Origin of the sequence: Azospira sp. APE16, assembly GCF_047901315.1 — a bacterium.
In the GTDB taxonomy this organism is placed as follows: domain Bacteria; phylum Pseudomonadota; class Gammaproteobacteria; order Burkholderiales; family Rhodocyclaceae; genus Azospira; species Azospira oryzae.
On sequence record NZ_CP179682.1, the window covers coordinates 701679 to 727710 of the forward strand.

At 67.0% G+C, this 26032-nt stretch carries 26 protein-coding genes and 1 other RNA gene; 24 read left to right on the forward strand and 3 right to left on the reverse strand.

Translation table 11 applies throughout. The features are described from left to right. Positions 1 to 113 precede the first annotated feature (113 nt). Positions 114 to 1388, forward strand: coding sequence for a tyrosine--tRNA ligase (tyrS, locus tag ACLSSQ_RS03550; RefSeq protein ID WP_416243809.1), 1275 nt, complete (start codon positions 114 to 116; stop codon positions 1386 to 1388). 181 nt (positions 1389 to 1569) lie between these two features. Here tyrS and ACLSSQ_RS03555 read toward each other — a convergent pair whose 3' ends face one another. After that, a complete protein-coding gene (locus ACLSSQ_RS03555; RefSeq protein WP_416243810.1) occupies positions 1570 to 1890 on the reverse strand; it encodes an HIRAN domain-containing protein in 321 nt (106 codons plus the stop codon). Positions 1891 to 1927: 37 nt separating this feature from the next. Then, complete coding sequence (locus ACLSSQ_RS03560; protein ID WP_416243811.1) at positions 1928 to 2332, reverse strand: YraN family protein; 405 nt, start codon at positions 2330 to 2332, stop codon at positions 1928 to 1930. 20 nt (positions 2333 to 2352) lie between these two features. On the opposite strand from ACLSSQ_RS03560, the gene rsmI reads away from it, so the two are divergent. The 22 genes from rsmI to ACLSSQ_RS03670 all read left to right on the forward strand — a co-directional run bounded on the left by rsmI (position 2353) and on the right by ACLSSQ_RS03670 (position 24518). Further along, positions 2353 to 3195, forward strand: a complete 843-nt coding sequence (rsmI, locus tag ACLSSQ_RS03565) for a 16S rRNA (cytidine(1402)-2'-O)-methyltransferase (RefSeq protein ID WP_416243812.1) — start codon at positions 2353 to 2355, stop codon at positions 3193 to 3195. Between the two features lie 102 nt (positions 3196 to 3297). Then, entirely contained in the window at positions 3298 to 4332 is a 1035-nt protein-coding gene (gene pyrC / locus ACLSSQ_RS03570; protein WP_416243813.1) for a dihydroorotase, read from the forward strand. Between the two features lie 39 nt (positions 4333 to 4371). Further along, on the forward strand, positions 4372 to 4881 hold the full coding sequence (locus ACLSSQ_RS03575) for a hypothetical protein (RefSeq protein WP_152089820.1): 510 nt from the start codon (positions 4372 to 4374) through the stop codon (positions 4879 to 4881). Continuing rightward, positions 4878 to 5693: a DUF3025 domain-containing protein gene (locus ACLSSQ_RS03580; protein WP_416243814.1), complete on the forward strand. Its 816-nt coding sequence runs from the start codon at positions 4878 to 4880 to the stop codon at positions 5691 to 5693. Before ACLSSQ_RS03575 ends, ACLSSQ_RS03580 begins: the two co-directional genes overlap by 4 nt. A 9-nt stretch (positions 5694 to 5702) precedes the next feature. Further along, an RNA gene (gene rnpB / locus ACLSSQ_RS03585) (RNase P RNA component class A) lies at positions 5703 to 6139 on the forward strand. Positions 6140 to 6537: 398 nt separating this feature from the next. Beyond that, positions 6538 to 6987, forward strand: a complete 450-nt coding sequence (mraZ, locus tag ACLSSQ_RS03590) for a division/cell wall cluster transcriptional repressor MraZ (protein ID WP_014235368.1) — start codon at positions 6538 to 6540, stop codon at positions 6985 to 6987. Further along, complete coding sequence (gene rsmH, locus ACLSSQ_RS03595; protein ID WP_416243815.1) at positions 6984 to 7943, forward strand: 16S rRNA (cytosine(1402)-N(4))-methyltransferase RsmH; 960 nt, start codon at positions 6984 to 6986, stop codon at positions 7941 to 7943. The genes mraZ and rsmH overlap by 4 nt, the downstream gene beginning before the upstream one ends. A gap of 1 nt (position 7944) precedes the next feature. Further along, the gene (ftsL, locus tag ACLSSQ_RS03600) at positions 7945 to 8214 is read left to right on the forward strand and encodes a cell division protein FtsL (protein ID WP_014235366.1); all 270 of its coding nucleotides are present in this window, start codon (positions 7945 to 7947) and stop codon (positions 8212 to 8214) included. A gap of 1 nt (position 8215) precedes the next feature. Continuing rightward, positions 8216 to 9949, forward strand: coding sequence for a peptidoglycan D,D-transpeptidase FtsI family protein (locus ACLSSQ_RS03605; protein WP_130459178.1), 1734 nt, complete (start codon positions 8216 to 8218; stop codon positions 9947 to 9949). Next, entirely contained in the window at positions 9946 to 11451 is a 1506-nt protein-coding gene (locus ACLSSQ_RS03610) for a UDP-N-acetylmuramoyl-L-alanyl-D-glutamate--2,6-diaminopimelate ligase (protein ID WP_416243816.1), read from the forward strand. Before ACLSSQ_RS03605 ends, ACLSSQ_RS03610 begins: the two co-directional genes overlap by 4 nt. Next, positions 11448 to 12857 carry a UDP-N-acetylmuramoyl-tripeptide--D-alanyl-D-alanine ligase gene (locus tag ACLSSQ_RS03615; RefSeq protein ID WP_152089817.1) on the forward strand — a complete coding sequence of 470 codons (1410 nt, stop codon included), beginning with the start codon at positions 11448 to 11450 and terminating at the stop codon, positions 12855 to 12857. The genes ACLSSQ_RS03610 and ACLSSQ_RS03615 overlap by 4 nt, the downstream gene beginning before the upstream one ends. Further along, positions 12857 to 13960 (forward strand): phospho-N-acetylmuramoyl-pentapeptide-transferase, encoded by a 1104-nt coding sequence (gene mraY, locus ACLSSQ_RS03620; RefSeq protein WP_014235362.1) that lies wholly within the window; start codon positions 12857 to 12859, stop codon positions 13958 to 13960. Before ACLSSQ_RS03615 ends, mraY begins: the two co-directional genes overlap by 1 nt. Positions 13961 to 13990: 30 nt before the next feature. Continuing rightward, positions 13991 to 15361, forward strand: coding sequence for a UDP-N-acetylmuramoyl-L-alanine--D-glutamate ligase (gene murD / locus ACLSSQ_RS03625; RefSeq protein ID WP_416243817.1), 1371 nt, complete (start codon positions 13991 to 13993; stop codon positions 15359 to 15361). Beyond that, positions 15358 to 16524: a putative lipid II flippase FtsW gene (gene ftsW, locus ACLSSQ_RS03630; RefSeq protein ID WP_130459175.1), complete on the forward strand. Its 1167-nt coding sequence runs from the start codon at positions 15358 to 15360 to the stop codon at positions 16522 to 16524. Before murD ends, ftsW begins: the two co-directional genes overlap by 4 nt. After that, a complete protein-coding gene (gene murG / locus ACLSSQ_RS03635; RefSeq protein ID WP_416243818.1) occupies positions 16521 to 17588 on the forward strand; it encodes an undecaprenyldiphospho-muramoylpentapeptide beta-N-acetylglucosaminyltransferase in 1068 nt (355 codons plus the stop codon). Before ftsW ends, murG begins: the two co-directional genes overlap by 4 nt. After that, positions 17585 to 18988, forward strand: a complete 1404-nt coding sequence (murC, locus tag ACLSSQ_RS03640) for a UDP-N-acetylmuramate--L-alanine ligase (RefSeq protein WP_287874918.1) — start codon at positions 17585 to 17587, stop codon at positions 18986 to 18988. The genes murG and murC overlap by 4 nt, the downstream gene beginning before the upstream one ends. Positions 18989 to 19007: 19 nt before the next feature. Further along, complete coding sequence (locus tag ACLSSQ_RS03645; RefSeq protein ID WP_416243819.1) at positions 19008 to 19928, forward strand: D-alanine--D-alanine ligase; 921 nt, start codon at positions 19008 to 19010, stop codon at positions 19926 to 19928. Positions 19929 to 19943: 15 nt separating this feature from the next. Further along, a complete protein-coding gene (locus ACLSSQ_RS03650; RefSeq protein ID WP_014235356.1) occupies positions 19944 to 20678 on the forward strand; it encodes a cell division protein FtsQ/DivIB in 735 nt (244 codons plus the stop codon). Positions 20679 to 20711: 33 nt separating this feature from the next. Beyond that, the gene (gene ftsA / locus ACLSSQ_RS03655) at positions 20712 to 21944 is read left to right on the forward strand and encodes a cell division protein FtsA (RefSeq protein WP_414635387.1); all 1233 of its coding nucleotides are present in this window, start codon (positions 20712 to 20714) and stop codon (positions 21942 to 21944) included. A gap of 66 nt (positions 21945 to 22010) precedes the next feature. Next, positions 22011 to 23162: a cell division protein FtsZ gene (gene ftsZ / locus ACLSSQ_RS03660; protein WP_014235354.1), complete on the forward strand. Its 1152-nt coding sequence runs from the start codon at positions 22011 to 22013 to the stop codon at positions 23160 to 23162. Between the two features lie 224 nt (positions 23163 to 23386). Beyond that, a complete protein-coding gene (gene lpxC, locus ACLSSQ_RS03665; protein WP_014235353.1) occupies positions 23387 to 24310 on the forward strand; it encodes a UDP-3-O-acyl-N-acetylglucosamine deacetylase in 924 nt (307 codons plus the stop codon). 19 nt (positions 24311 to 24329) lie between these two features. Beyond that, entirely contained in the window at positions 24330 to 24518 is a 189-nt protein-coding gene (locus ACLSSQ_RS03670) for a hypothetical protein (protein WP_014235352.1), read from the forward strand. On the opposite strand, the gene ACLSSQ_RS03675 is transcribed toward ACLSSQ_RS03670, so the two are convergent. Continuing rightward, positions 24505 to 24945, reverse strand: a complete 441-nt coding sequence (locus ACLSSQ_RS03675; protein WP_416243820.1) for a DciA family protein — start codon at positions 24943 to 24945, stop codon at positions 24505 to 24507. The two genes, ACLSSQ_RS03670 and ACLSSQ_RS03675, sit on opposite strands and share 14 nt — an antisense overlap. Positions 24946 to 24968: 23 nt before the next feature. On the opposite strand from ACLSSQ_RS03675, the gene ACLSSQ_RS03680 reads away from it, so the two are divergent. Next, on the forward strand, positions 24969 to 25913 hold the full coding sequence (locus ACLSSQ_RS03680; protein WP_416243821.1) for a M23 family metallopeptidase: 945 nt from the start codon (positions 24969 to 24971) through the stop codon (positions 25911 to 25913). Positions 25914 to 26032: the final 119 nt, after the last annotated feature.

Consider the following 26032-nt stretch of genomic DNA (forward strand, 5'->3'; position numbering starts at 1 on the left):
CTTTTCTCCCTCACCGGCCCGGCGGCGCCAGCCTGGCGCCCCGGCTCTGGTAAAATCTCCCGTCTTTGCGGCCGCCACCGGGCGGCCAGCCGTTCTGCCGTGGAGAAATAGCAATGTACAAGTCCCCCCTCATCCAGGATCTGCACGATCGCGGGCTCATCGCCCAGCTGACCGACGCCCAGGCGCTCGATCAACTGCTGACCCAGGAGTCGGTGACCCTCTATTGCGGCTTCGATCCCACCGCCGACAGCCTGCACCTGGGCCATCTGGTGCCGGTGCTGATCCTGAAGCGCTTCCAGGAAGCCGGCCACAAGCCCATCGCCCTGGTGGGCGGTGCCACCGGCATGATCGGCGACCCCAGCTTCAAGGCCACCGAGCGCAAGCTCAACACCCCCGACGTGATTGCCACCTGGGTGGAGAAGATCCGCGGCCAGGTGATGCCCTTCCTCAAGTTCGACGGCCCCAACGCCGCCCGCATGGCCAACAACTACGAGTGGTTCAGCGGCATGAACTGCCTGGAATTCCTGCGCGACATCGGCAAGCACTTCTCGGTGAATGCCATGATCAAGAAGGAATCGGTGCAGCAGCGCCTGGAGCGGGAAGACCAGGGCATCTCCTACACCGAGTTCTCCTACAGTCTGCTGCAGGGCTACGACTTCGCCGAGCTGTACAAGCGCTTCGGCTGCATCCTGCAGGTGGGCGGCTCCGACCAGTGGGGCAACATCGTCGCCGGCACCGACCTGACCCGCCGCCTGCACCAGCAGCAGGTGTACGGCATGACCGTGCCGCTGATCACCAAGGCCGACGGCACCAAGTTCGGCAAGACCGAATCCGGCGCCGTCTGGCTCGACCCGAAAAAGACTTCGCCCTACGCCTTCTACCAGTTCTGGCTCAACACCAGCGACGCGGACGTCTACAAGTTCCTCAAGTTCTTCACCTTCCTGCCCCTGACCCGCATCGCCGAAATCGAAGCGACGGACAAGACCGGCGGCGGCAAGCCCGAAGCCCAGCGCATCCTGGCCGAGGAAGCCACCCGCCTGGTGCACGGCGACGAGGCCCTCAAGGCAGCCCAGCGCATTTCCCACAGCCTGTTCTCCGGCGAACTGGCCTCTTTGACGGAAAACGACCTGGAGCAGCTGGCCCAGGACGGCATGCCCGGCGTCGCCATCGACAAGGCCCAGGGCGGCCTCATCGACGCCCTGGTGGCGGCCAACCTGGCCAAGTCCAAGTCCGAAGCCCGCACCTTCATCCAGAGCGGCAGCGTGGCCATCAACGGCCAGAAGGTGGAAGGCATCGAGCACCAGATCGGCGAAGGCGAGCGCCTCTTCGGCCGCTTCACCATCCTGCGCCGGGGCAAGAAACAGTACGGGCTGGTGAGCTGGATCTGACGCTGATTTAAAAGCGTTGGCCACAGAGGGCACAGAGGTCACCGAGAAGGTGATTCTGTGCCCTTGTCGTTTTCAGGGGGCTGCCTGGAGAGGTAGCAGGCATGCGCTTTCTCGGCATGGCATCGCGGGGATGGCCGTCTTTCCTGCCTCCCGGGCCATGCCTACTTTCTTTTCGCCACAGCTACAGGCGCACCCATACCTGCACCTCCACCCGCCGCCAGGGATTCCTGTGGCGGGTCAGCCGGCTGATGCGGGCTTCCAGCACTTCGCCCCGGTCCAGGGCGGCGGCCACGGCGGCGTTTTCCGCCCGGGGCAGGTAGCCCAGCTTGGCCTTGCGCCACTCCACCCGCACCGCCCGGGGATCGTGGGGATTGTCCGGTTCCCGGTGCAGGGTCAGGGGATCGCCCACGGCCATGGCCGGCCACAGGGTGTCGCTGCCGTAATACTGGCTGCCGGCCAGGGGCGAGCTCTGCACCAGGATGCGCACCTCGGCGGCTCCCACGGGCGCCGCCAGCAACATGCACGAGAGCAGGAAGGTCCTAATCGGCGTCGAAGGCATTCTTGAGCCATTCCAAGGGGGCGCTCGCCGCCTCGCCCTGCAACAGCACGCAGTCGAAACGGCAGGCGCTGTCGCCCTGTTCCTGCAGCCAGTGGCGGGCCGCCAGGATCAGGCGCTGCTGCTTCTTCCGGGTGATGCTGGCGGCGGCGCCGCCGAAATCCCCGTTGCGGCGCAGGCGCACCTCGACGAAGACCGTGGTGCGGCCGTCGCGGCAGACCAGGTCGATTTCGCCGCCCCTGACCCGGTAGTTGCGCGCCAGCACCTTCAGTCCCCGGCCCTCCAGCCAGGCGGCGGCCCGCGCCTCGGCTAGGCTGCCGTCGGCCTGCCGCTGGTCCCGGGCGGGGGAGGGGGCTGCTGCCGTGGTATCTTTGGCGCCTGTGTTCACGGTCCGGCTCGCGAGTATTGATGACAATTGAATCTGCATTGTATGTGGTCCCCACCCCCCTGGGGAATCTCCAGGACATGAGCCTGCGCGCCGTGGAGGTGCTCAAGGCGGTGCCCTGGGTTGCCGCCGAGGACACCCGTCACAGCCAGCCCCTGCTGCGCCACTTCGGCAGCGGCGCCCGCCTGCTGCCGGCCCACCAGCACAACGAGGAACAGGCCGCCCAAGGGGTCATCGACAAGCTGGCCGCCGGCGAGGCCGTGGCCCTGGTCTCCGATGCCGGCACCCCCGCCGTCTCCGACCCCGGCGCCCGCATCGTCGCCCGGGTGCGGGAGGCGGGCTTCAAGGTGGTGCCCCTGCCCGGCGCCTGCGCCGCGGTGACGGCCCTCTCCGCCTCCGGCCTGATGGCGCCCCATTTCCTCTTCTACGGCTTCCTCCCGGCCAAGGCCGGCCAGCGCCAGAAGGAGCTGGAAGCCCTGGCGGCCCTGCCCTACACCCTGGTCTTCTACGAGGCGCCCCACCGGGTGCTTGAATCGGTGGAGGCCCTGGCCGCTGCCTTCGGCCCCGAACGCACCATCGTCTTCGCCCGGGAGCTGACCAAACTGTTCGAGACCATCCACGCCTGCCCCCTGGGCGAGGCCCTGGAATGGCTGAAGGCCGACGCCAACCGCCAGCGCGGCGAGTTCGTGCTGCTGGTGGAGGGCGCGCCGGAGGGTGCGGACGACGGCGCCGGCGAGCGGGTGCTCAAGCTGCTGCTGACGGAAGGCCTGCCGGTGAAGCAGTGCGCCAAGCTGGCCGCCGAAATCACCGGCGTCTCCAAGAACGAGCTGTACCAGAAGGCCCTGGCCCTCAAGGACGCCGGCTGAGGCGAGCGCCGCAGCGGCCCGCCAAGTCCCTACAGACAGTGGGGCAGGGCGGCAGCTAAAATTACGTTTATCAGCCGCAAGGCCCTTTGACGAAGAACTTCCATGCAAATCACCATCACCCGTCCCGACGACTGGCACCTGCACCTGCGCGACGGCGAAGCCCTGGCCGCCGTGCTGCCCCATACCGCCCGCCAGTTCGCCCGGGCCATCGTCATGCCCAACCTGAAGCCGCCGGTGACCACGGTGGAGCAGGCTGCCGCCTACCGCCAGCGCATCCTGGCGGCCCTGCCGGCCGGCATGAGCTTCGAGCCCCTGATGACCCTGTACCTGACGGACAACACCCCGGCCGGTGAAATCGCCGCCGCCGTGGCTTCCGGCTTCGTCAAGGCGGTCAAGCTGTACCCCGCCGGCGCCACCACCAATTCCGACGCCGGCGTCACCAGCCTGGCCAAGTGCTCGGCGGCCCTGGCCGAGATGGAAAAGCGGGGCCTGCCCCTGCTGGTGCACGGTGAAGTCACCGATCCGGCCATCGATCTCTTCGACCGGGAAAAGGCCTTCATCGACACCGTCATGATGCCCCTGCTGAAGGACTTCCCGGGCCTCAAGGTGGTGTTCGAGCACATCACCACCGCCGACGCGGCGGCCTTCGTTGCCGAGAGCGGCGCCAACATCGGCGCCACCATCACCGCCCACCACCTGCTCTACAACCGCAACGCCATCTTCCAGGGCGGCGTGCGGCCCCACTGGTACTGCCTGCCGGTGCTCAAGCGCGAGACCCACCGCCAGGCCCTGGTGCAGGCGGCCATCTCCGGCAATCCCAAGTTCTTCCTCGGCACCGACTCGGCGCCCCATGCCACCGGCGCCAAGGAGGCGGCCTGCGGCTGTGCCGGCTGCTACACCGCCCTGCATGCCATGGAACTGTATGCCGAGGCCTTCGACAATGCGGGCGCCCTGGACAAGCTGGAGGGCTTCGCCAGCTTCCACGGCGCCGACTTCTACGGCCTGCCGCGCAACAGCGGCAAAATCACCCTGGAAAAGAAGGCCCAGGCCGTGCCTGCCAGCCTGGCCTACCTGAGCGGCGACAGCCTGACCCCCCTGCGGGCCGGCGAGAGCCTGCCCTGGACCTTCGTCGCCTGACGACCTGACCGCTCCACAGCCTCCCCGAGGATGCCTGCCATGAAGAAGCCCCTGCTGCTCCTGCCCCTGCTGTCCCTGCCCCTGCTGGCCGGCTGCATCAATGACGCCGCCGCCTATCGCATCGATGGCCGCGACCACGCCATCAGCGTCTCCCGGGAGCAGAACTTCTTCTGGGAGAAGACGGTGAAGTTCGCCGTCATCGCCGCCCGCCTGCCGGACTGCCAGCGCATCCACCTGCTCAATCCGGCTCCCCGCAACACCAGGGTCGAGCTGTGGCAGCCCGGTCCCGGCACCTTCGTGCTGAAGCAGGGCGAGGCCTATTTCCTCACCGAAACCCAGACCTGCAAAGGCTTCCAGAAGCTGGCGGCGGCCCCCCAGGAAGGTTTGGGCGACAAGGTGGGCGTGTTCGAGGAGAAGGGCGACCGCTTTGTCTTCACCCCGGAACCCAAACCTGTGACGCCGCCGGCTGCGGCGGCGGAAGCGGTGCCGGCCCCTGCCACGGAACCCGCCGCAGCGGCTCCCGCCGTGCCCGCGCCGACCCAGCAGTGAGCCGGCCGGCTCCCTACGCCAATCCCCTCTTCGCGCCTCTGGCTCCCTGGCTGGCGCGGCTGCAGCCGCCCTGGCCGCCGGTGCCCGATGCCGCCGCCCTGGCCGGCCTGACGGCGCTGGCGGCGGGCTTGAAGTTGCGCTCGGCCACCGGCCATCCCCTGAGTTTTCCGCCGCCCCGGGACGACGGCCTGGGCTACGAGGCGCGCATCGGCGCCAACGGCCAGGTGGAAACCCGGCCCGACAACTGGCATGACTTCTTCAACGCCCTGGTGTGGTGTGCCTTTCCCCTGAGCAAGCAGGCCATCAACGGCCGCCACCAGCAGGCCCTGGCGGCAGCCGGGGACGGTGCCCCGGGGAGTGGGCGCGGCGGCGCCCGGGATGCCATGACCCATTTCGACGAGTGCGGCGCCCTGGTACTGTCCAGCGATCCTTCCCTGTTGCAGTTGCTGCGGGAGTTTCGCTGGCAGGACCTGTTCTGGCAGCGCCGGGCGGACCTGTCCGCTTCCCTGCGGGTGGTGGTGTTCGGCCACGCCACCTATGAATCCCTGCTGGCCCCTTTTCGCGGGCTGACGGCCAAGGCGGTTCTCTACGAGGTGGATGCGGCAGCCCTGGCGGCGGTGGACCGGGGTGACCTCTCGGCCCTGGATGCGCGCCTGGCGACCGAGCTGGCCGCCGGCCGCCACGGCCGGCCCCGGGAGCTGCAGCCCCTGCCGCTGCTGGGCCTGCCCGGGGTGACCCCGGACAACGAAAATCCGGACTATTACGCCGATACCTGGCAATTCCGTCCGGGGCGGCGCGCCAAGTCCGTATAATGGCGGGGTGAAGCTGGCCAGGCAGCCGCTGGGTATTCGTACCGAGAGGAAAGTCCGGGCTCCATAGAGCGGGATGCTGGCTAACGGCCAGGCGCTATAAGCCGCAAGGCGAAGGCGACGGAAAGTGCAACAGAGAGCAGACCGCCGATGGCTCCGGTGCAAACCGGGGATCAGGCAAGGGTGAAACGGTGGCCGGACCTCAGGTCCGGACGGGCCGGCGACAGCCGGTTCGGGGTAAGAGCCCACCGCGGCTGTGGCGACACAGACGGCACGGTAAACCCCATCCGGAGCAAGGCCAAATAGGGGAGCATCAGGCGTGGCTCGCGCTGCTCCCGGGTAGGCTGCTTGAGCGCCGTGGTAACACGGCGCCTAGAGGAATGGCTGCCAGGCGGCGGAGGTTCGCCTCCAACGCCCAACAGAACCCGGCTTATCGGCCAGCTTCACATCCCTTCCCGTATTTCCCAGACCCCCGCCCGTGGCCGGGGCCGGCAGGCGTTCGCCCGTCGTTCTTTCAGCTTGTCCCCATCCTTCTTTCTTGCGCTCGTCGTTTTGCCTGTCACCCCGATGGCATGGGATGCCCGGAGGGCGGATAGCGCCCTTCAACTCCTAATAAAGTACTTTCAGTTTGATTTGTATCAATATTGATTTTTAAGGAAATTTTTTCTGTAAAATTTTGTCAGAAAGCGCTGTAAGCCCTTGTCGCAAAAGAAAAAAATGCCATTTCCCCATTGACGCTAAGGTTTGAGTGCACTAAAGTGGTGAAACGTGGTGTTCGGTGGTGAATTGTGGAGTGAGCGAAATCCTCCCGCCTGCCGAAGGACCTCGGGGGAAACCAGGGGAAGTCATGTTTCAAGGGGCGGATACGCTGAGTCTGGATGCGAAGGGGCGGCTGGCTGTGCCAGCACGTCACCGGCCCGAGCTCGCCCTCAATTCCGCCGGCCGCCTGGTGGTCAATTACCACCCCCACGGTTGCCTCAAGGTCTATCCCGAGTCGGTATGGCAGCCCATCGCCGACAAACTGTCCAAGATCGCCACCATGAATCCCGCCACCGCCGCGGTGCGCCGGGTGATCCTGGGGACCGCTTCCGTCCAGGAAGCCGATTCCACCGGACGTCTTCTTCTCCCTCCCGCCCTGCGTTCCCTGGCCAAGCTGGATAAACAGGTGATGCTGGTGGGTATGGGTGACCACTTTGAAATCTGGAGCGAGGACTCCTGGGCCAAGCAGAACGAGCTGGCCCTGGCGGCGCTCCAGGATCCTGAGGCTCTCGCCAGTTTCGAGGGCATTGTTCTGTGACCACCGAACGTAGTACCCACGTCACCGTGCTCCTGCAGGAAGCGGTGACGGCCCTCCGCGTTGACCCGCGGGGCGTCTATGTGGACGGCACTTTCGGCCGCGGCGGGCACAGCCGGCTGATCCTCGAGTCCCTCGGGCCCGAGGGGCGGCTGGTGGCTTTCGATCGGGATCCCCGGGCCATCGCGGCCGGGGCGTCGATCCAGGACAAGCGTTTTTCGCTGCATCACACCCCTTTCAGCGAGATGGGGGAGGTGTTGCAGCAACAGGGAATCGGGCTGGTGGACGGGGTGCTCCTGGATATCGGAGTGTCTTCGCCCCAGATCGATGAGGGAGAGCGGGGCTTCAGCTTCAGATTCGATGCCCCTCTCGACATGCGCATGGACACCACCCGGGGCGAAACCGCCGCGGAATGGCTGGCCCGCGCCGATGAGACGGAAATTGCGGAGGTTATAAGGGACTATGGGGAAGAACGGTTTGCTAAGCAGATTGCAAAGAAGATTGTGGCTGCTCGGTCCGAGCGGCCTGTTGCAACCACAAGGCAGCTTGCCGCGCTCGTCGCTGAAGCCGTGCGGACCCGCGAGCTCGGTCAGGACCCGGCGACGCGAAGCTTTCAAGCTATACGGATTCATATCAATCAAGAGCTCCAGGAGCTCTCGCTAGCCCTCTCCCAGGCCCTGGCGCTGCTCAAGCCCGGCGGCCGACTGGCGGTGATTTCCTTCCATTCCCTGGAGGATCGCATCGTCAAGAATTTCCTGCGTGACCAAGCTGAGCCTGCCAGTCACCTGCCCAAGGGCCTGCCCCTGCGCGCCGACCAGTTGCCCCAGCCGACCCTGGTGCTGGTGGGCAAGGCGGTGCGGGCCTCCCAGGAGGAAGTGGCGGCCAATCCCCGTTCCCGCAGCGCCATCATGCGCGTGGCGGAACGCACCGCAGTGCCCCTGAGCCAGAAGGTGGCCTGAGATGCTGCGCCTCAACCTGTTCCTGCTGCTGGCGGCCATGATCTGCGCCCTGGGCGTGGTCACCTCCCAGCACAAGGCGCGCAAGCTGTTCCAGGAACTGGAAGGGGAGCAGGAGCGGGCCCGCAGCCTGGACGTGGAGTGGGGCCAACTGCAGCTGGAACTGTCCACCTGGGCCACCCATCCCCGCATCGAGAAAATCGCCCGGGACAAGCTGCACATGCATGCGCCGGAGCCGGCGAAGGTGATCAACGTGCCCGCAGGAGGCCGCTGAGATGGCCCGGGCCCGCAGCCACCGCTACACCGAAAGCCCGGTGCTCCAGCTGGCTTTCCCCGCCTGGCGCTCCCGCCTTGCCGCCCTCGCCTTGCTCGGGGGCTTTGCCGTTCTGGCCGGCCGTTCCTTCTATCTGCAGGTGATCAACAACGATTTCCTCCAGGAGAAGGGCGAGTCCCGCTATCGCCGGGAGCTGGAAATCTCCGCCTCCCGGGGCCGCATCACCGACCGCAACGGCGACGTGCTGGCCGTGTCCACTCCCATGCGCTCCATCTGGGCCATCCCGGCGGACGTCAAGCTGACCCCGGAGCAGTCCCAGAACCTGGCCAAGATGCTGGAAATGGATGGCCGCGAGCTGAACCGCCGCCTGGCCGAGGACAAGAACTTCGTCTACCTGAAGCGGCAGATCCCGCCGGACACCGGGGAGCGCATCGCCGCCCTGAAGCTGCCGGGCATCCACCAGAACAAGGAATACCGCCGCTACTACCCCTCCGGCGACATGACCGCCCACATCGTCGGCTTCACCGGCGTGGACGACAAGGGCCTGGAGGGCGTCGAGCTGGCCTTCCAGGACCAGCTTCTGGGCCGCCCCGGTTTCCGCAGCGTGATCAAGGACCGCCGCGGCCAGATCGTCGAGGACGTGGGCTCGGTGAAGCCGCCCCAGGACGGCAAGGACATCACCCTGGCCCTGGATTCCAAGATCCAGTACCTGGCCTTCTCCCAGCTGAAGCAGGCGGTGGACGACAACGACGCCAAGGCCGGTGGTGCCGTGGTGGTGGATGCCCGCAGCGGCGAAATCCTGGCCCTGGCCAATTGGCCCACCTACAACCCCAACAACCGGGCCAACCTGTCCGGCGCCCAGCTGCGCAACCGGGCCGTCACCGACACCTACGAACCCGGTTCCACCATGAAGCCCTTCTCGGCGGCCCTGGCCCTGGAGAAGGGCAAGTTCCGTTTCGATTCGGTCATCAACACCGCCCCGGGCAAGCTGACCATCGGCACCGCCACCATTTCCGACTCCCACGCCCACGGCCTGCTGACCCTGGCCCAGGTGATCCAGAAATCCTCCAACGTGGGCATCGCCAAGGTGGCAGGCACCTTCCCGCCCGAGGAAATGTGGACCATGTTCGACAACCTGGGCTTCGGCCAGGCGCCCAAGCTCGGCTTCCCCGGCGAAGTGGGCGGCCGCCTGCGGCCGTGGAAGACCTGGCGCCCCATCGAACAGGCCACCATGAGCTACGGCCATGGCATTTCCGTTTCCCTGATGCAGATGGTGCGGGCCTACACCGTGTTCGCCCGGGACGGGGAGCTGATTCCCCTGACCCTGCTCAAGGGCGACGGCAATCCGGTGAAGGGCGAGCGGGTGTTCTCGCCCCAGACCGTGCGCGAGGTCCGGGCCATGCTGGAAATGGCGGTGCAGCCCGGCGGCACCGCGCCCAAGGCCCAGATCCCCGGCTACCGGGTGGCAGGCAAGACCGGTACCGCCCACAAGCTGGAAGGCGGCGTCTACGCCCGCAAGTACGTGGCCTCTTTTGTCGGCCTGGCCCCGGCCAGCGACCCCCGCCTGATCGTTGCCGTGATGATCGACGAGCCTTCCAGCGGCAAGCACTTCGGCGGCGACGTGGCCGGTCCCACCTTTGCCAACATCATGAGCGGTGCCCTGCGCACCCTGGGTGTGCCCCAGGATGCGGCCCTGCAGGTGGCCGGCTCCAATGCCGGCAAGGAGGCCCTGTGAGCGGCGCCATCGTGGCCCAGGCCCTTCTCGACCAGCTGCGCGCCCAGGGCGTCGCCGTCACCCGGCTGGAGAACGACAGCCGCCGGGTGCAGCCCGGCGACGTCTTCGTCGCCTATCCCGGCCATGCCGCCGACGGCCGCAGCTTCATTCCCGCCGCCCTGGAGAAGGGCGCTGCCGGCGTCTTCTGGGAAGCCCGGGATTTTGCCTGGAATCCCGCCTGGGCCGCCGTGCCCCAGCTGGGCGTGGACAACCTGCAGTCCTTTGCCGGCCATCTGGCCAACCTGGTCTATGGCCGGCCTTCGGAGCAGTTGGCCCTGGTGGGCGTCACCGGCACCAACGGCAAGACCACCTGTAGCCAGTGGATCGCCCAGGCCCTGGGCGGCGCTGGCCGCTCCTGCGCCGTCATCGGCACCCTCGGCAACGGCTTTCCCGACGCCCTGGGCGAAGCCGCCAACACCACGCCCGACGCCCTGGCCCTGCACCGCCTGCTGGCCGAGTACAAGGCTGCCGGCGCCGTCGCCTGCGCCATGGAAGTCTCTTCCATCGGCCTCGACCAGGGCCGCTGCCACGGTGCCCGCTTCTCCGTCGCCGTGTTCACCAACCTGACCCGGGACCACCTGGACTACCACGGCACCATGGCCGCCTACGGCGCCGCCAAGGAGCGGCTCTTCGCCTGGCCCGAGCTGAACGAGGCGGTGATCAACCTGGACGATCCCTTCGGCCGGGAGCTGCTGGCCCAGACCACCGCCAGCCTGCGCATCGGCTACACCCTGGAAGGCCGCCAGGCGCCCGAGGCCGACTGGCTTCTGTCTGCCGAAAACCTGCGCCATGGCGCCGAAGACCTGGCCTTCACCCTGATCGCCCCCCAGGGTCGGGTGGAGGTGGAAACCGGTCTGGTGGGCCGCTACAACGTGGCCAACCTGCTGGCCGTGGCCGGCGCCCTGCTGGCCCTGGGCCTGCCCCTGGAAACGGTGGGCCAGCGCCTGTGCCGCCTGACTCCGCCCGCCGGCCGCATGCAGCGTTTTGGCGGCAAGGGCCTGCCCCTGGTGGTGGTGGATTACGCCCACTCCCCCGATGCCCTGGAAAACGCCCTGACCGCCCTGCGGGAAGTGGCCCAAGCCCGGGGCGGCCGCCTGCACTGCGTCTTCGGCTGCGGCGGCGACCGGGACAAGGGCAAGCGCCCCCTCATGGGCAGCGTCGCTGCCCGCCTGGCCGATGATGTGCTGCTGACCAGCGACAACCCCCGCAGCGAAGATCCCCTGGACATCCTGGCCGAGATCCGCGCCGGAGCGCCGGAGGCGGCGCTGGAGGCGGAGCGGGAGGTGGCGGTGGCCCACGCCGTGCTGCGGGCGGACGCGGCCGACGTGGTGCTGGTGGCCGGCAAGGGCCACGAGCCCTATCAGGAAATCATGGGTGCCGCCGGCCTGGTGCGGCGCCCCTATTCGGACATCGAGGCCGTGGCGCGGGCCCTGCAACAGCGCGCCGGGAGCATGGCAGCATGATGGATCTATTCGAAGTGGCCCGGGCCACCAACGGCACCGCCTACGGCAGCAACGTGCTGTTCGGCGGCGTTTCCACCGATAGCCGCAGCGTCGGCCGCGGCGAGCTGTTCGTCGCCCTGCGCGGCGAGCGTTTCGACGGCCACGAATACCTGGCCCAGGCCAGCGAGCGGGGCGCCTGCGCCGCCGTGGTGGCCGTGGATACGGTGGAACAGCTGCAGGGCAAGGTCAGCCTGCCCCTGGTGGCGGTGGCCGACACCCGCCTGGCCCTGGGCGCCCTGGCCGGCTATTGGCGGGCCAAGTTCTCCCTGCCCCTGATCGCCGTCACCGGCTCCAACGGCAAGACCAGCACCAAGGAAATGATCGCCTCCATCCTCCAGGCCCAGGCCGTGCTGGATGGCTACGATCCGGCCATGGTGGTGCTGGCGACCCAGGGCAACTTCAACAACGACATCGGCCTGCCCCTGACCCTGCTCAAGCTGCGCACCACCCACCGTTCCGGCGTCATCGAGATGGGCATGAACCATCCCGGCGAGATCGGCTACCTGACCCGCCTGGCCCAGCCCACCGTGGCCCTGGTGACCAACGCCCAGCGCGCCCACCTGGAAGGCATGGGCGACCTGCAGCAGGTGGCCGAGGAAAAGGCCACCATCTATGCCGGCCTGAAGCCCGGCGGCGTCGCCCTGGTCAGTGCCGACGACGCCTTCGCCGCTTACTGGAAGGGCGTGAACGAGCGTCGCCGTGTCGTCACCTTCGGCCTGGACAAGCCCGCCGACGTGGGCGGCAAGGTGCAGCTGCACGGCCTGGAAACCCGCATCGACCTGACCTCGCCCAAGGGCAATGCCGCCATCCGCCTGCGGGTGCCCGGCCTGCACAACGCCCGCAACGCCGTGGCCGCCGCCGCCGCCGCCCTGGCCGGCGGCATCTCCCTGGCGGCCGTGGTCGGCGGGCTGGAGTCCTTCCGTGGCGTCAAGGGCCGCCTGCAGCAGAAGCAGGCCGCCGCCGGCGCCGTCATCCTGGACGACACCTACAACGCCAATCCGGATTCGGTGCGGGCCGGCATCGACGTGCTGGCCGCCACCGTGGGCCGCAAGATTCTGGTGCTGGGCGACATGGGCGAGATCGGCGCCATGAGCGGCCAGTATCACGACGAAATCGGCGGCTACGCCAAGTCCCAGGGTGTGGACCAGCTGCACTGCCTGGGCGAGGCCGCGGCCCAGGCGGCGCGCAATTTCGGCGCCGGCGGCCACCACTACAAGAACCTCGAGGCCCTGGTGCAGGCGGTGCAGGCCGAACTGACCGGCGACACCACCGTGCTGGTGAAAGGCTCCCGCTTCATGAAGATGGAGCGGGTGGTGGACGCCCTGACGGCGCCGGCCGCCAACCAAAATTCCAAGGAGAACAGCTGATGCTGCTGCTGATCGCCCAATGGCTGGGCCAGGATATCCGGGCCTTCAACGTCTTCAACTACATCACCCTGCGCATGGTGCTGGCCGCCATGACCTCCCTGCTCATCTCCTTTGTCGCCGGTCCCGGCGTCATCCGCTGGCTGGCGGCGAAGAAGATCGGTCAGGCGGTGCGCACCGACGGCCCCCAGACCCATCTGGTGAAGACCGGCACCCCCACCATGGGCGGCGTCCTCATCCTCATCGCCATCGGCATCACCACCCTGCTCTGGGGCGACCTCTCCAACCGTTACGTCTGGGTGGTGCTGGTGGTGACCCTGGGCTTCGGCGCCGTGGGCTGGTACGACGACTGGAAGAAGGTGGTGTACCGGGACCCCAACGGCCTGGCTTCCCGCTGGAAGTTCTTCTGGCAGTCCGTCTTCGGCCTGGCAGCCGCCGTCTATCTGGGGCTTTCCGCCACCGGCCCGGCCCAGACCGAAGTGATCATTCCCTTCTTCAAGGCCTTCTCCTATCCCCTGGGTGTGATCGGCTTCATCACCCTGACCTACTTCGTCATCGTCGGCACCTCCAACGCGGTGAACCTCACCGACGGCCTGGACGGCTTGGCCATCATGCCCACCGTCATGGTGGCGGCGGCCCTGGCGGTCTTCGCCTACGTCGCCGGCCACGCCGGCTACGCCAAGTACCTGTTCCTGCCCTATGTGCCGGGCGCCGGCGAGCTGGCCGTGTTCCTCGGCGCCCTGTGCGGCGCCGGCCTGGGCTTCCTGTGGTTCAACGCCTATCCGGCCGAGGTGTTCATGGGCGACGTGGGCGCCCTGGCCCTGGGCGCGGCCCTGGGCACCGTGGCGGTGATCGTGCGCCAGGAAATCGTGCTGCTGATCATGGGCGGCGTCTTCGTCGTCGAAACCCTGTCGGTGATGCTGCAGGTGAGCTGGTTCAAATACACCAAGAAGCGCTACGGCGAGGGGCGACGCATCCTGCTGATGGCGCCCCTGCATCACCACTTCGAACAGAAGGGCTGGAAGGAAACCCAGGTGGTGGTCCGCTTCTGGATCATCACCATCATGCTGGTGCTGTTCGGCCTCTCCACTCTGAAGCTGCGTTGAAACTGCGTTAAGCGAAGGCAATAGAACGAAATGAACGTCCAAGGCAAACAGGCGGTGGTAGTGGGACTCGGCGAGTCCGGCCTGGCCATGGCCAAATGGCTGGCCCGGGAAGGCGCGCGGGTGCGCGTCGCCGACAGCCGTGCCCTGCCGCCCAATGCAGACGCCTTCCGCAGCGCCGTGCCGTCTGCGGAGCTTGTCACCGGCCCGTTCCAGGCCGGCACCTTCGCCGGGGCAGATTTCGTCGCCGACTTTATTGCTATTTCCCCGGGGGTGCCGGTGGAGCAGGTGAGCGCCGTGGCCGGCGCCGCGCCCCTGGTTTCCGAAATCGAACTCTTTGCCTGGGCCCTGGGCCGCTACAGCCCCGCCGCCAAGGTCATCGCCATCACCGGCAGCAACGGCAAGACCACCACCACGGCCCTTACCGGCGCCCTGGGCGTCGCCGCCGGCCTTAACACCCGGGTCGCCGGCAACATCTCCCCCGCCGCCCTGGACGCCCTGATGGACGCCCTCGACGGCAACGACCTGCCGCAGCTGTGGGTGCTGGAACTGTCCAGCTTCCAGCTGGAAACCACCCACAGCCTCAACGCCGACGCCGCCACCGTGCTCAACGTCTCGGAAGACCACCTGGACCGCTACGCCGGCTCCATGGACCGCTACACCGAGGCCAAGGCCCGCATCTTCCAGGGCAAGGGCGCCATGATCCTCAACCGGGACGACGACCGCAGCCTGGGCCTGGGCCGCTGCGGCCGCAATTTCGTCACCTTCGGCCTGGACCAGCCGGGCCGGGCACTGGATTACGGTATTGCTGACGGCTGCTTGATGCGCGGCAACGACAAGCTGCTGGCCCTGGCCGAGATGCAGCTGACCGGCCTGCACAACGCCGCCAATGCCATGGCCGCCCTGGCCCTGCTGGAGGCGGTGGGCGTCGCCCCCGCCGCCGTGCTGCCCGCCCTCAAGGCCTTCAAGGGTCTGCCCCACCGGGTGGAACACGTGGCCCGCATCGGCGCTGTCGATTACTACGACGACTCCAAGGGCACCAACGTGGGCGCCACCCTGGCCGCCATCGAGGGCCTGGGCCGGCCTTTGGCCATCGTTCTCGGCGGCGACGGCAAGGGCCAGGATTTCTCGCCCCTCAAGGCAGCCCTGCAGCAGCACGGCCGTGCTGTGGCCCTGATCGGCAAGGACGGCCCGGCCATCGGCCAGGCCATCGCCGGCTGCGGCCTGCCCACTGAATCCTTCGCCGACATGGCCGCCGCCGTCGCCTGGCTGGCCGCCCAGGCCAAGGCCGGCGACGCGGTGCTGCTGTCCCCGGCCTGCGCTAGCCTGGACATGTACAAGAACTACGCCCACCGTGCCCAGGCCTTCATCGACGCGGTGCAACAGCTGGAGGGCCGGGCATGAGCATGGTCCAGGCCCTCAATCAACCGCGCCAGGAGCCCACGGAAGTGGACATGCTCCTGCTCTGGTCCGTCCTCGGCCTGCTGGCCCTGGGGCTGGTGATGGTCTATTCCTCCTCCATCGCCACCGCCGAGGGCAGCAAGGCCTTCGGCTACCAGCCGGCCTACTTCCTCATCCGCCACGGCGTCTTTCTCTGCGTCGCCATGGTGGCCGCTGCCGTGGCCTTCCAGGTGCCGGTCAAGGTGTGGCAGGAACTGGCGCCCTGGCTGTTCCTGGCCGGTGCCGTGCTGCTGGCCGTGGTGCTGATTCCGGGCATCGGCCGGGACGTGAACGGCGCCCGCCGCTGGCTGCCCCTGGGCTTTGCCAACCTGCAGCCGTCCGAGCTGATGAAGCTGTTCGCCGTGCTCTACGCCGCCGACTACACGGTGCGCAAGATGCCCCACATGCACGACCTGAAGAAGGCCTTCCTGCCCATGGCTGGGGCCATGGTGGTGATCGGCGGCCTGCTGCTGAAGGAGCCGGACTTCGGTGCCTTCGTCGTCATCATCAGCATCGCCATCGGCATCCTCTTCCTCGGCGGCATGCGGGCCCGGCTCTTCGCCGTGCTGTTCGTGGTGCTGCTGGCCGCCTTCGCCATCCTCATCATCGTCTCCCCCTACCGGCGCGACCGTCTCTTCGGTTTCATGGACCCCTGGTCCGACGCCTTCGGCAAGGGCTACCAGCTGTCCCACGCCCTGATTGCCTTCGGCCGCGGCGAGCTGTTCGGCGTCGGTCTCGGCGGCAGCGTGGAAAAGCTGTTCTATTTGCCCGAAGCCCATACCGACTTCCTCCTCGCTGTGATCGCCGAGGAGCTGGGCTTTGTCGGCGTCCTGGTGGTGGTGGGCCTGTTCGCCCTGCTGGTGCAGCGGGCCTTCGCCATCGGCCGCCAGGCGGTGGCCCTGGAGCGCCTCTACCCGGCCCTGGTGGCCATGGGCATCGGCATCTGGATGGGGGTGCAGTCCTTCATCAACATGGGAGTGAACATGGGCCTGCTGCCCACCAAGGGCCTGACCCTGCCCCTGATGAGCTTCGGCGGCTCCGGCGTGGTGGCCAACTGCGTGGCCCTGGCCATCCTGCTGCGGGTGGACTGGGAGAATCGACAACTGATGCGGGGAGGCAAGGTATGAGCCAGAAGACCCTGCTGGTCATGGCTGGCGGCACCGGCGGCCACATCTTCCCCGCCCTGGCGGTGGCCGACTACATGCACGAGGCCGGTTGGAACGTGGTGTGGATGGGCAATCCGGCGGGCATGGAAGCCCGGCTGGTGCCCCGGCGCGGCTTCCCCCTGGTGCCGGTGAAGTTCGGCGCCCTGCGCGGCAAGGGCCTGCTGCGCAAGCTGCTGCTGCCCCTCAATCTGCTGCGGGGCTTCTGGCAGGCCTTCCGCGCCATCCGCGTGGTCAAGCCCGACGTGGTGCTGGGCATGGGCGGATACATCACCTTCCCCGGCGGCATGATGGCCGCCCTGCTGGGCAAGCCCCTGGTGGTGCATGAACAGAATTCCGTCGCCGGCCTGGCCAATAAGGTCCTGGCCGGCGTCGCCGACCGGGTGGTCACCGGCTTCCCCGACGTGATGAAGAACGGGGAGTGGGTGGGCAACCCGGTGCGTCCGGAAATCGCCGCCCTGGGCGATCCCCTGAAGCGCTACGAAGGCCGGGAAGGCAACCTGCACCTGCTGGTGGTGGGCGGCAGCTTGGGCGCCCAGGCCCTCAACGACACGGTACCCAAGGCCCTGGCCCTGTTCGACGAGGCCGAGCGGCCCCAGGTGGTGCACCAGGCCGGCGAGAAGATGATCGACGCCCTCAAGGCCGGCTACGACGCCGCCGGCGTCGCCGCCCACTGCGTGCCTTTCATCGACGACATGGCCGGCGCCTACGAATGGGCCGACCTGGTGATCTGCCGCGCCGGCGCCCTCACCGTGGCCGAGCTGGCCGCCGCCGGCGTGCCGGCCATCCTGGTGCCCTATCCCCATGCGGTGGACGACCACCAGACCGGCAATGCCGAATTCCTGACCCAGGTGGGCGGAGCCATCCTCCTGCCCCAGAACGAACTGACGCCGGAGCGCCTGGCGCTTCTCAAGGAAATGCCCCGCAGCCAGCTGGCCCAGATGGGCGAGAAGGCGCGGGAGCTGGCCAAGCCCAATGCCACGGCCATGGTGGCCAAGGCATGCATGGAAGCTGCGAGCAAAGAATGAAACACAAGATCAAACATCTGCATTTCGTCGGTATCGGCGGCTCGGGCATGAGCGGCATCGCCGAGGTCATGCTCAATCTGGGCTACCAGGTGTCCGGCTCCGACCTGGGCGAGAACGCCGCCACGGCCCGCCTCACCGCCCAGGGCGCCAAGGTCATCAAGGGCCACGATGCGGCCAATATCGCCGGTGCCGACGCCGTGGTGGTCTCCACCGCCGTCAAGGCCGACAACCCGGAAGTGGTGGCGGCCCGGGAGGCCCACATCCCGGTGGTGCCCCGGGCCCAGATGCTGGCCGAGCTGATGCGCCTGAAGCAGGGCATCGCCGTCGCCGGCACCCACGGCAAGACCACCACCACCAGCCTGGTGGCCTCCATCCTGGCGGAAGGCGGTCTGGACCCCACCTTCGTCATCGGCGGTCGTCTCAATGCGGCCGGCGCCAATGCCCGCCTGGGCTCCGGCGATTTCCTGGTGGCCGAGGCTGACGAGTCCGACGCCTCCTTCCTGCTGCTGTCGCCGGTGATTTCCATCGTCACCAACATCGACGCCGACCACATGGAAACCTACGGCCACGACTTCGGCCGGCTCAAGGGCGCCTTCGTCGATTTCCTCAACCGCCTGCCCTTCTACGGCGTGGCGGTGCTGTGCGTGGATGACCCCAATGTGCGGGAGATCCTGCCCCAGGTGCCCAAGCAGGTGATCCGCTACGGCCTGGACCCGGCTACCTGCAACGTCTACGCCGAGAACATCGTCGAGGCCGGCGGCCAGATGAAGTTCGACGCGGTGCGGGTCAATGGCAGCACCACCCGCCTGTCCATCACCCTCAACCTGCCGGGCCGCCACTACGTGCTCAACGCCCTGGCCGCCATTGCCGTGGCCACCGAGGTGGGCGTGGCTGACGAAGCCATCGTCACCGCCCTGGCCGAATTCAAGGGCGTCGGCCGGCGCTTCCAGCGTTACGGTGAAGTGGCCTGCCCGACCGGCGGCAGCTTCACCCTGGTGGACGACTACGGCCACCATCCGGTGGAAATGGCCGCCACCCTGGCCGCCGCTCGCGGCGCCTTCCCCGGGCGCCGCCTGGTGCTGGCCTTCCAGCCCCACCGCTACAGCCGCACCCGGGACTGCTTCGAAGATTTCGTGAAAGTGCTGTCCACCGTGGATACCCTGCTCCTGGCCGACGTCTATGCGGCCGGCGAGCAACCCATCGTCGCCGCCGACGGCCGGGCCCTGGCCCGGGCCCTGCGGGTGGGCGGCAAGGTGGAGCCGGTGTTCGTGGAGGACATCGCCGCCATGCAGCAGACCATTCTGGATTGCGTCCGGGACGGTGATGTGGTGCTGACCATGGGTGCCGGTTCCATCGGCGGCATCCCGGCCAAATTAGCCGCCCAGCCGGCGGCCAAGTAAGTGAGTGTGTGAGAGAGCAATGAACAAGGATTTCGGCAAAGTGGCGGTTCTCTTCGGCGGCAAGTCTGCCGAGCGGGCCGTTTCCCTCAACAGCGGCTCCCGCGTGCTGGCGGCCCTGCAGCACCAGGGCGTGGACGCCCACGCCTTCGATCCGGCGGAACGTTCCCTGGACGAGCTGAAGGGCTTCGACCGGGCCTTCATCGCCCTGCACGGCCGCTTCGGCGAAGACGGCACCATCCAGGGCGCCCTGGAGCTGATGGGCATCCCCTATACCGGCAGCGGCGTTCTGGCCTCCGCCCTGGGCATGGACAAGTGGCGCACCAAGCTGATGTGGCAGGCCGTGGGCCTGCCGGTGCCGGCCTATGCCCTGGTGAACGAACACAGCGATTTCGCCGAGGTGGAAGAGGAGCTGGGCCTGCCCCTGTTCGTCAAGCCGGCCTGCGAGGGCTCCTCCATCGGCATCTCCAAGGTCAAGGCCGAGGGCGGCCTGCAGGCCGCCTACGCCGCCGCCGCCGAGCACGACAAATTGGTGCTGGTGGAGCAGGGCATTACCGGCGGCGAATACACCGTGGCCATCATCGGCCAGGGCGACGACATGCGGGCCCTGCCCATCATCAAGATCGAGCCGGCCAACGAGTTCTACGACTACGAAGCCAAGTACCTGCGGGACGACACCCGCTACCTGTGCCCCTGCGGCCTTCCCGCCGAGAAGGAGGCCGAGATCCAGGCCGGCGCCCTGAAGGCTTTCCGGGCCATCGGCGGCCGCGGCTGGGGCCGGGTGGACTTCCTCATGGACGAGGCCGGCAACCACTACTACCTGGAGGTGAATACCTCCCCCGGCATGACCGACCACTCCCTGGTGCCCATGGCGGCTCGGGTGGCGGGCATGGATTACGAACAGCTGGTGCTGAGGGTCCTGGCCCTCGCCACCCTGGGCTAAGGACAGCGAGGCGACATGTGGCACAAGCCCCAGCTCATGACGGCCGTAGCCGACCTGCTGCTTGCAGCGGGCGCGGCGGCTTTGCTCGTGGCGCTGGGCCTGGGCGCCGCCCGCCTGCCCCTGTTCCCCCTCAAGGAAGTGGTGTTCGCCCAGGAACTGCGCGAAGTGCAGCGGGGCGAAGTGGAGCGGGCCCTGTCCGGTCTGGTGCGGGGCAATTTCTTCAGCGTCAATCTGGATGCCCTGCGTACCGCCCTGGAAAAGCTGCCCTGGGTGCGCAAGGCGGAGGTGCGCAGGGCCTGGCCTTCCCGCCTGGAAGTGCGGGTCGAGGAGCATCGTCCGGCGGCGCGCTGGGGCGAGGGCAGCGGCCAGCTGGTGAATACCTACGGCGAAGTGTTCGCCGCCAGCCTGCCCCAGTCCCGGGGGGAAGGGCTGCCCCAGCTGAACGGCCCCATCGGCACGGCTCCGGACGTGCTGCGCCGTTTCGACGAGTTTTCCCGGCAGTTGCAGCCCACCGGGCGGCAGCCGCTGCAGCTGGTGCTGTCGCCCCGGCTGGCCTGGCAGCTGAAGCTGGACGACGGCATGGTGCTGGAGCTGGGGCGGGAGCAGCCCAAGGCGCCGGTGGGCCAGCGACTGTCACGTTTCATCGAGATTTATCACACGGTGCTGGCGGAGCGCACGCCCCGGCCCCAGGTGGTGGATTTGCGGTACCCCAACGGTTTCGCCCTGCGACTGGCGGCCGCGGGGAAATGAGTGCAATGCAAAAAGTAGCGAAGGCAAAGGAACATCATGAGCAGGGATAGCAAGGAACTGGTCGTCGGCCTGGACATCGGCACCTCGAAGATCGTGGCGCTGGTGGCGGAGATCACCCCGGAGGGGCGTCTCAACGTCATCGGCATGGGCAGCCAGGATTCCAAGGGGCTGAAAAAAGGCGTCGTGGTCAACATCGAGGAGACCGTCAGTGCCATTTCCCGGGTGATCCAGGAGGTGGAGCTGATGGCCGACTGCAAGGTGGCCAACGTCTATACGGGCATCGCCGGCAGCCACATCAAGAGCTTCAACTCCAACGGCATGGTGGCCATCAAGGACAAGGAAGTGAACACCATGGACCTGGACCGGGTGATCGAGACCGCCCGCGCCATGCCCATCCCGGCCGACCAGGAGATCCTGCACATCCTGACCCAGGAATTCATCATCGACGACCAGGACGGCATCCGCGAGCCCATCGGCATGAGCGGCTTCCGCCTCGAAGTGAAGGTGCACATCGTCACCGGCGCCGTCTCCGCCGCCCAGAACATCGTCAAGTGCGTGCGCCGCTGCGGCCTGGAGGTGAACGACCTGGTGCTGCAGCCCCTGGCCTCCAGCTTCGCTGTGCTCTCCGAGGACGAGAAGGATCTGGGCGTGTGCCTGGTGGATATCGGCGGCGGCACCACCGACATCGCCGTGTGGACTCAGGGCGCCATCCGCCACACCTCGGTCATCCCCATCGCCGGCGACCAGGTCACCAACGACATCGCCATGGCCCTGCGCACCCCCACCCGGGAGGCGGAGGACATCAAGCGCAAGTACGGCTGCGCCCTGTCCCAGCTGGCCGACCCGGAAGAGGTGCTGGAGGTGGCCGGGGTGGACGACCGCCCCAGCCGCAAGCTCTCCCGCCGCGCCCTGGCCGACGTGATCCAGCCCCGGGTGGAGGAGCTGTTCGAACTGATTCAGGCCGAGCTGCGCCGTTCCGGCTTCGACGAGGTGCTGTCTTCCGGCATCGTCCTCACCGGCGGCGCTTCGGTGATGCCCGGCATGATCGAGCTGGGCGAAGAGATATTCCACATGCCGGTGCGCCTGGGCGTGCCCAAGTACGCCGGCGCCCTCGCGGATGTGGTGCAGAGCCCGCGCTTCTCCACTGCCTTCGGCCTGCTGATCGAGGCCCAGACCCAGCGCAAGCGGGGTCTGAAGGTGCAGGAGACGCGCAGCGTCAAGCAGGTGTTTTCCAGCATGAAGTCCTGGTTCGAGAAGAATTTCTAAAAAGTTTCTATGCAAGCTGTTTTGTTCAACGCAAGTTTGAATGTGGTTAATTGAAGGAGGCGATCCATGTTTGAAATTATTGATAAAGAAGAATCGAGCGGAACCGTGATCAAGGTGGTTGGCGTCGGCGGTGCCGGCGGCAATGCCGTGGATCACATGATCCGTGAAGGGGTGAACGGCGTGCAGTTCGTCGCCGCCAACACCGATGCCCAGGCCCTGAGCCGCAACATGGCAGCCGACAAGATGCAGCTCGGTGCCTCCGGCCTCGGTGCCGGCGCCAAGCCGGAAGCCGGCCGCGCCGCTGCCCTTGAAGAGCGGGAGCGCATCGCCGAGCAGCTGAAGGGCGCCAACATGGTCTTCATCACCGCCGGCATGGGCGGCGGCACCGGTACCGGCGCCGCTCCCATCGTGGCGGAAGTGGCCAAGGAAATGGGCATCCTCACCGTGGCCGTGGTGACCAAGCCCTTCGGCTTCGAAGGCAAGCGCCTGAAGGCCGCCGAGGCCGGCATCGCCGAGCTGCAGAAGCACGTCGATTCCCTGGTGGTGATCCTCAACGACAAGCTGATGGAAGTCCTGGGCGACGATGTCTCCATGGAAGAGGCTTTCAAGGCTGCCGACAACGTCCTGCGCAATGCCGTGGGCGGTATCGCCGAAATCATCAATCTCCCCGGTCTGGTGAACGTGGACTTTGAAGACGTGCGCACCGTCATGGGCGAAATGGGCATGGCCATGATGGGCTCCGCCTACGCTTCCGGCGTGGATCGGGCCCGCATCGCTGCCGAACAGGCCGTGGCTTCTCCCCTGCTGGAAGGCATCAACCTGTCCGGTGCCCGCGGTGTGCTGGTGAACATTACCGCCTCCCGCAGCCTGAAGATGAAGGAAGTGAACGAGGTGATGAAGACCATCAAGGAATTCGCCGCCGAGGACGCCCACATCATCTTCGGCGCCGTGTTCGACGAAGCCATGGGCGAGCAGTTGCGCGTCACCGTGGTCGCCACCGGCCTGGGCAAGGCGGAAGCCCGCCGCCAGTCCTTCGAGGTGATCAACACCGCCGTGCGTACCGGTACCGACGACGCTCCCATGGCCATCGACTACGGCCAGCTGGACGCCGTGCCTGCCGTCATCCGCAAGGGCCGCAACGCCACCGTCGAAGCCCTGGCCAACAGCGGCGTCGATCGTTACGACATCCCGGCCTTCCTGCGCAAGCAGGCGGACTAAGGGTCGGGGGCGACCGGCCGGGCGTCTTTGCCTGCCCGTCTGACGGGCAAGCGGACGGCGCTGCCTCCCGCCGGGGTGACCGGCGTCTGGCGGTCGCCCAGACCTGCGGTAACGTGTTGTAACAAAACGCCTCCTTAAGGGGGAGTCCGCCTTCGTGCTAGAATGCGGGCTCCCCCCTTATTCCGTCTTCGCTTTGATTTTGAAGCGGAAAAACGATTGCCGACATGTTGAAACAACGTACCCTCAAATCCCTGATCCGCGCCTCCGGCGTCGGTCTGCACAGTGGCGTCAAGGTCACCATGGCCCTGCGTCCTGCCGCGCCCGATACCGGCATCGTCTTCCGTCGCGTGGATCTGCCCCAGCCCGTGGAAATCCATGCCGACGCCCTGCTGGTGGGTGATACGCGCATGTGTTCCTGCCTGGAGGTGGATGGGGTCAAGGTGGGGACGGTGGAACACCTGATGTCGGCCTTCGCCGGCCTGGGCATCGACAATGCCTACGTGGACCTGGATGCGGCCGAAGTGCCGATCCTCGACGGTTCCGCCGCGCCTTTCGTCTTTCTCATCCAGTCGGCCGGCATCGAAGAGCAGCCGGCAGCCAAGAAATTCATCCGCGTCACGCGCCCCATCGAGGTGCGGGATGGCGACAAGTGGGCCCGCTTCGAGCCTTACGACGGCTACAAGCTGACCTTCTCCATCATTTTCAACCATCCGGCCATCGACAAGTCGGCCCAGTCCGTCAGCGTCGACTTCGCCGAGCAGTCCTACACCCGGGAAGTAGCCCGGGCCCGTACCTTCGGCTTCATGCAGGATGTGGAGATGCTGCGGGAAAACGGCCTGGCCCTGGGGGGCGGCCTGGAGAACGCCATCGTTCTCGACGAATACCGGGTGCTCAACAGCGACGGCCTGCGTTATGGCGACGAGTTCGTCAAACACAAGGTGCTGGATGCGGTGGGCGACCTCTACCTGCTGGGCCATCCCCTGCTGGCAGCTTTCACCGCCCACAAGTCGGGTCATGCCCTGAACAACATGCTGGCCCGCCAGCTGCTGCAGGAGCGCGAGTCCTGGGAGTGGGCCACCTTCGAAGACCAGTCCCAGGCTCCGGCAGGCGTCGCCCGCTGGCTGGAGCTGCCGGTCCAGGCGGCCTGAGCCGGCGCGGGAGGCCGCCTTGTTCCTCCTGCGCATCCTGGCCGTCCTCACGGTCATCGCCGTGGCTGCGGGCGTGGTGGCCTATGTGTTCACCCGCCAGGCCAGATACCTGAATTTCTCCTGGCGGGTCTTCCGCTATTCCCTGATGTTGGCCCTGCTGATATTCGCGCTCCTGGTGCTGGAGCGGGTGGCCGTCATTCCGCTTTGATCGCCGCCCGGGCCAGGAGTCCTTCCAGGCCGCGTTTCAGGGGGGAGTCATCCGGCAGCTGGGCTGCCAGCTGTTTGAGCTCATTGCCGGTGCTTGCCGACAGGGGTTTGAGGGTGGAAGAGGGGAGCGCCACGGCGGGGGGGCGTGCTTGCACTTTGATGGTCACGCCGTTACACTCAAAGCCCCTTTTCAAGAATTCGCCGGCCAAACTTTGCGCCATCTGACGCAATTTGGCAGCGACCGCGCCGTTATCGGCGTGGATAACGACATTCCCCAACTTGATATTCGCGACACTGCTCGAGCGCGCCAGCGGGCCCGGAGCAAAGCTGTCGTAGGCGCGCTGGGCGCGCATCAAGAGTCGGGCATGGGCCAGGACCGAGGCCGCTCCGTCCGCTCTGCCAAGATAATTTTCAACTGGTTCGTGCATGGATCACTTCGAGGAGAAGCATCGTGCATATTATTCTGGTGTCTGACCGCCTGGCAACCACCAAGACCGTCAGCCTGACCCCCAAGGTGATCCTTTCCCTCGGGGCTGGCTTCATGGTGCTGGTGTTGCTGGCCGCCATGGCCTTTTCCTGGCTCACCGTACACTTCCGCCTGCCCCTGGTACAGGATCTGGTACTGGCAGCACAGCGCCAGGAAAACCAGAAAACCCAGGAGTTCATGCGGGAAAATCTGAATGTCATGGCCGGCCGCCTGGGCGAGATGCAGGCCCAGCTACTGCACCTGGATTCCATGGGCGAGCGCCTTTCCGTGCTGGCAGGCATGAAACCGGCAGACAAGGGGCAGTTGTTGCCGGTGGCCAAGGGCGGCGGTCAGGGCGGTCCCCTGTTGCCCACTTCCCTTCGCGACACCTCCATCAAGTCCTCGGACGAACTGCTTCAGGAACTGGACCGCATGGCTGCGCTGGTGGATCAGCGCGTCGATTTCATGCGTGTTCTGGAAAACCAGCTGATGGACCAGCGCATCAAGAAGGTGCTGCTGCCGACCACCTTGCCGATCCAGGGCGCCGGCATCGGCTCCGGGTTTGGGGTGCGTTCCGATCCCATCGCCGGGGTCAATGCCATGCACGAAGGCGTGGATTTCTCCGCCGAAGTCGGTACGCCCGTGGTTTCCGCCGCCGGCGGCGTGGTGGTGGAGGGCAGCATGCATCCCCAGTACGGCAACCTGATCGAGATCGACCACGGCAACGGCTTTTCCACCCGCTACGCCCATCTGTCCAAGATCAACGTGCGGGTCGGCCAACTGGTCAAGCGTGGACAGCTGATTGCCGCCACCGGCAATACCGGGCGTTCCACCGGTCCCCATCTGCATTTCGAGGTGCGCTTCCAGGGCGTGGCCCAGAATCCGGCCCGCTTCCTGCAGCAGGGTTCCCAGCTGGCGTCCCGTCACTAGTTGCATCCCCGGCGGGACGAGTCCTTCGTCCCGTTTCCTTTGATTTTCCCCAAATTGGCGGCCTTCCTTAGCGTGGTAGAATCGCCCCTTTCCCGCTAACGGACGCCTAAGCGTCTCTC

Bases quoted from the DNA above. Each gene is read 5' to 3' on its own strand.
- lpxC (WP_014235353.1), top strand. From the start codon at position 23,387: ATGTTGAAACAACGTACCCTCAAATCCCTGATCCGCGCCTCCGGCGTC.
- ftsW (WP_130459175.1), top strand. From the start codon at position 15,358: ATGAGCATGGTCCAGGCCCTCAATCAACCGCGCCAGGAGCCCACGGAA.
- mraZ (WP_014235368.1), top strand. From the start codon at position 6,538: ATGTTTCAAGGGGCGGATACGCTGAGTCTGGATGCGAAGGGGCGGCTG.
- murC (WP_287874918.1), top strand. From the start codon at position 17,585: ATGAAACACAAGATCAAACATCTGCATTTCGTCGGTATCGGCGGCTCG.
- ACLSSQ_RS03645 (WP_416243819.1), top strand. From the start codon at position 19,008: ATGAACAAGGATTTCGGCAAAGTGGCGGTTCTCTTCGGCGGCAAGTCT.
- pyrC (WP_416243813.1), top strand. From the start codon at position 3,298: ATGCAAATCACCATCACCCGTCCCGACGACTGGCACCTGCACCTGCGC.
- ACLSSQ_RS03575 (WP_152089820.1), top strand. From the start codon at position 4,372: ATGAAGAAGCCCCTGCTGCTCCTGCCCCTGCTGTCCCTGCCCCTGCTG.
- murD (WP_416243817.1), top strand. From the start codon at position 13,991: ATGAACGTCCAAGGCAAACAGGCGGTGGTAGTGGGACTCGGCGAGTCC.
- rsmI (WP_416243812.1), top strand. From the start codon at position 2,353: ATGACAATTGAATCTGCATTGTATGTGGTCCCCACCCCCCTGGGGAAT.
- ACLSSQ_RS03675 (WP_416243820.1), bottom strand. From the start codon at position 24,945: ATGCACGAACCAGTTGAAAATTATCTTGGCAGAGCGGACGGAGCGGCC.
- ftsZ (WP_014235354.1), top strand. From the start codon at position 22,011: ATGTTTGAAATTATTGATAAAGAAGAATCGAGCGGAACCGTGATCAAG.
- mraY (WP_014235362.1), top strand. From the start codon at position 12,857: ATGCTGCTGCTGATCGCCCAATGGCTGGGCCAGGATATCCGGGCCTTC.
- ACLSSQ_RS03605 (WP_130459178.1), top strand. From the start codon at position 8,216: ATGGCCCGGGCCCGCAGCCACCGCTACACCGAAAGCCCGGTGCTCCAG.
- ACLSSQ_RS03650 (WP_014235356.1), top strand. From the start codon at position 19,944: ATGTGGCACAAGCCCCAGCTCATGACGGCCGTAGCCGACCTGCTGCTT.
- murG (WP_416243818.1), top strand. From the start codon at position 16,521: ATGAGCCAGAAGACCCTGCTGGTCATGGCTGGCGGCACCGGCGGCCAC.
- tyrS (WP_416243809.1), top strand. From the start codon at position 114: ATGTACAAGTCCCCCCTCATCCAGGATCTGCACGATCGCGGGCTCATC.
- ftsL (WP_014235366.1), top strand. From the start codon at position 7,945: ATGCTGCGCCTCAACCTGTTCCTGCTGCTGGCGGCCATGATCTGCGCC.
- ACLSSQ_RS03615 (WP_152089817.1), top strand. From the start codon at position 11,448: ATGATGGATCTATTCGAAGTGGCCCGGGCCACCAACGGCACCGCCTAC.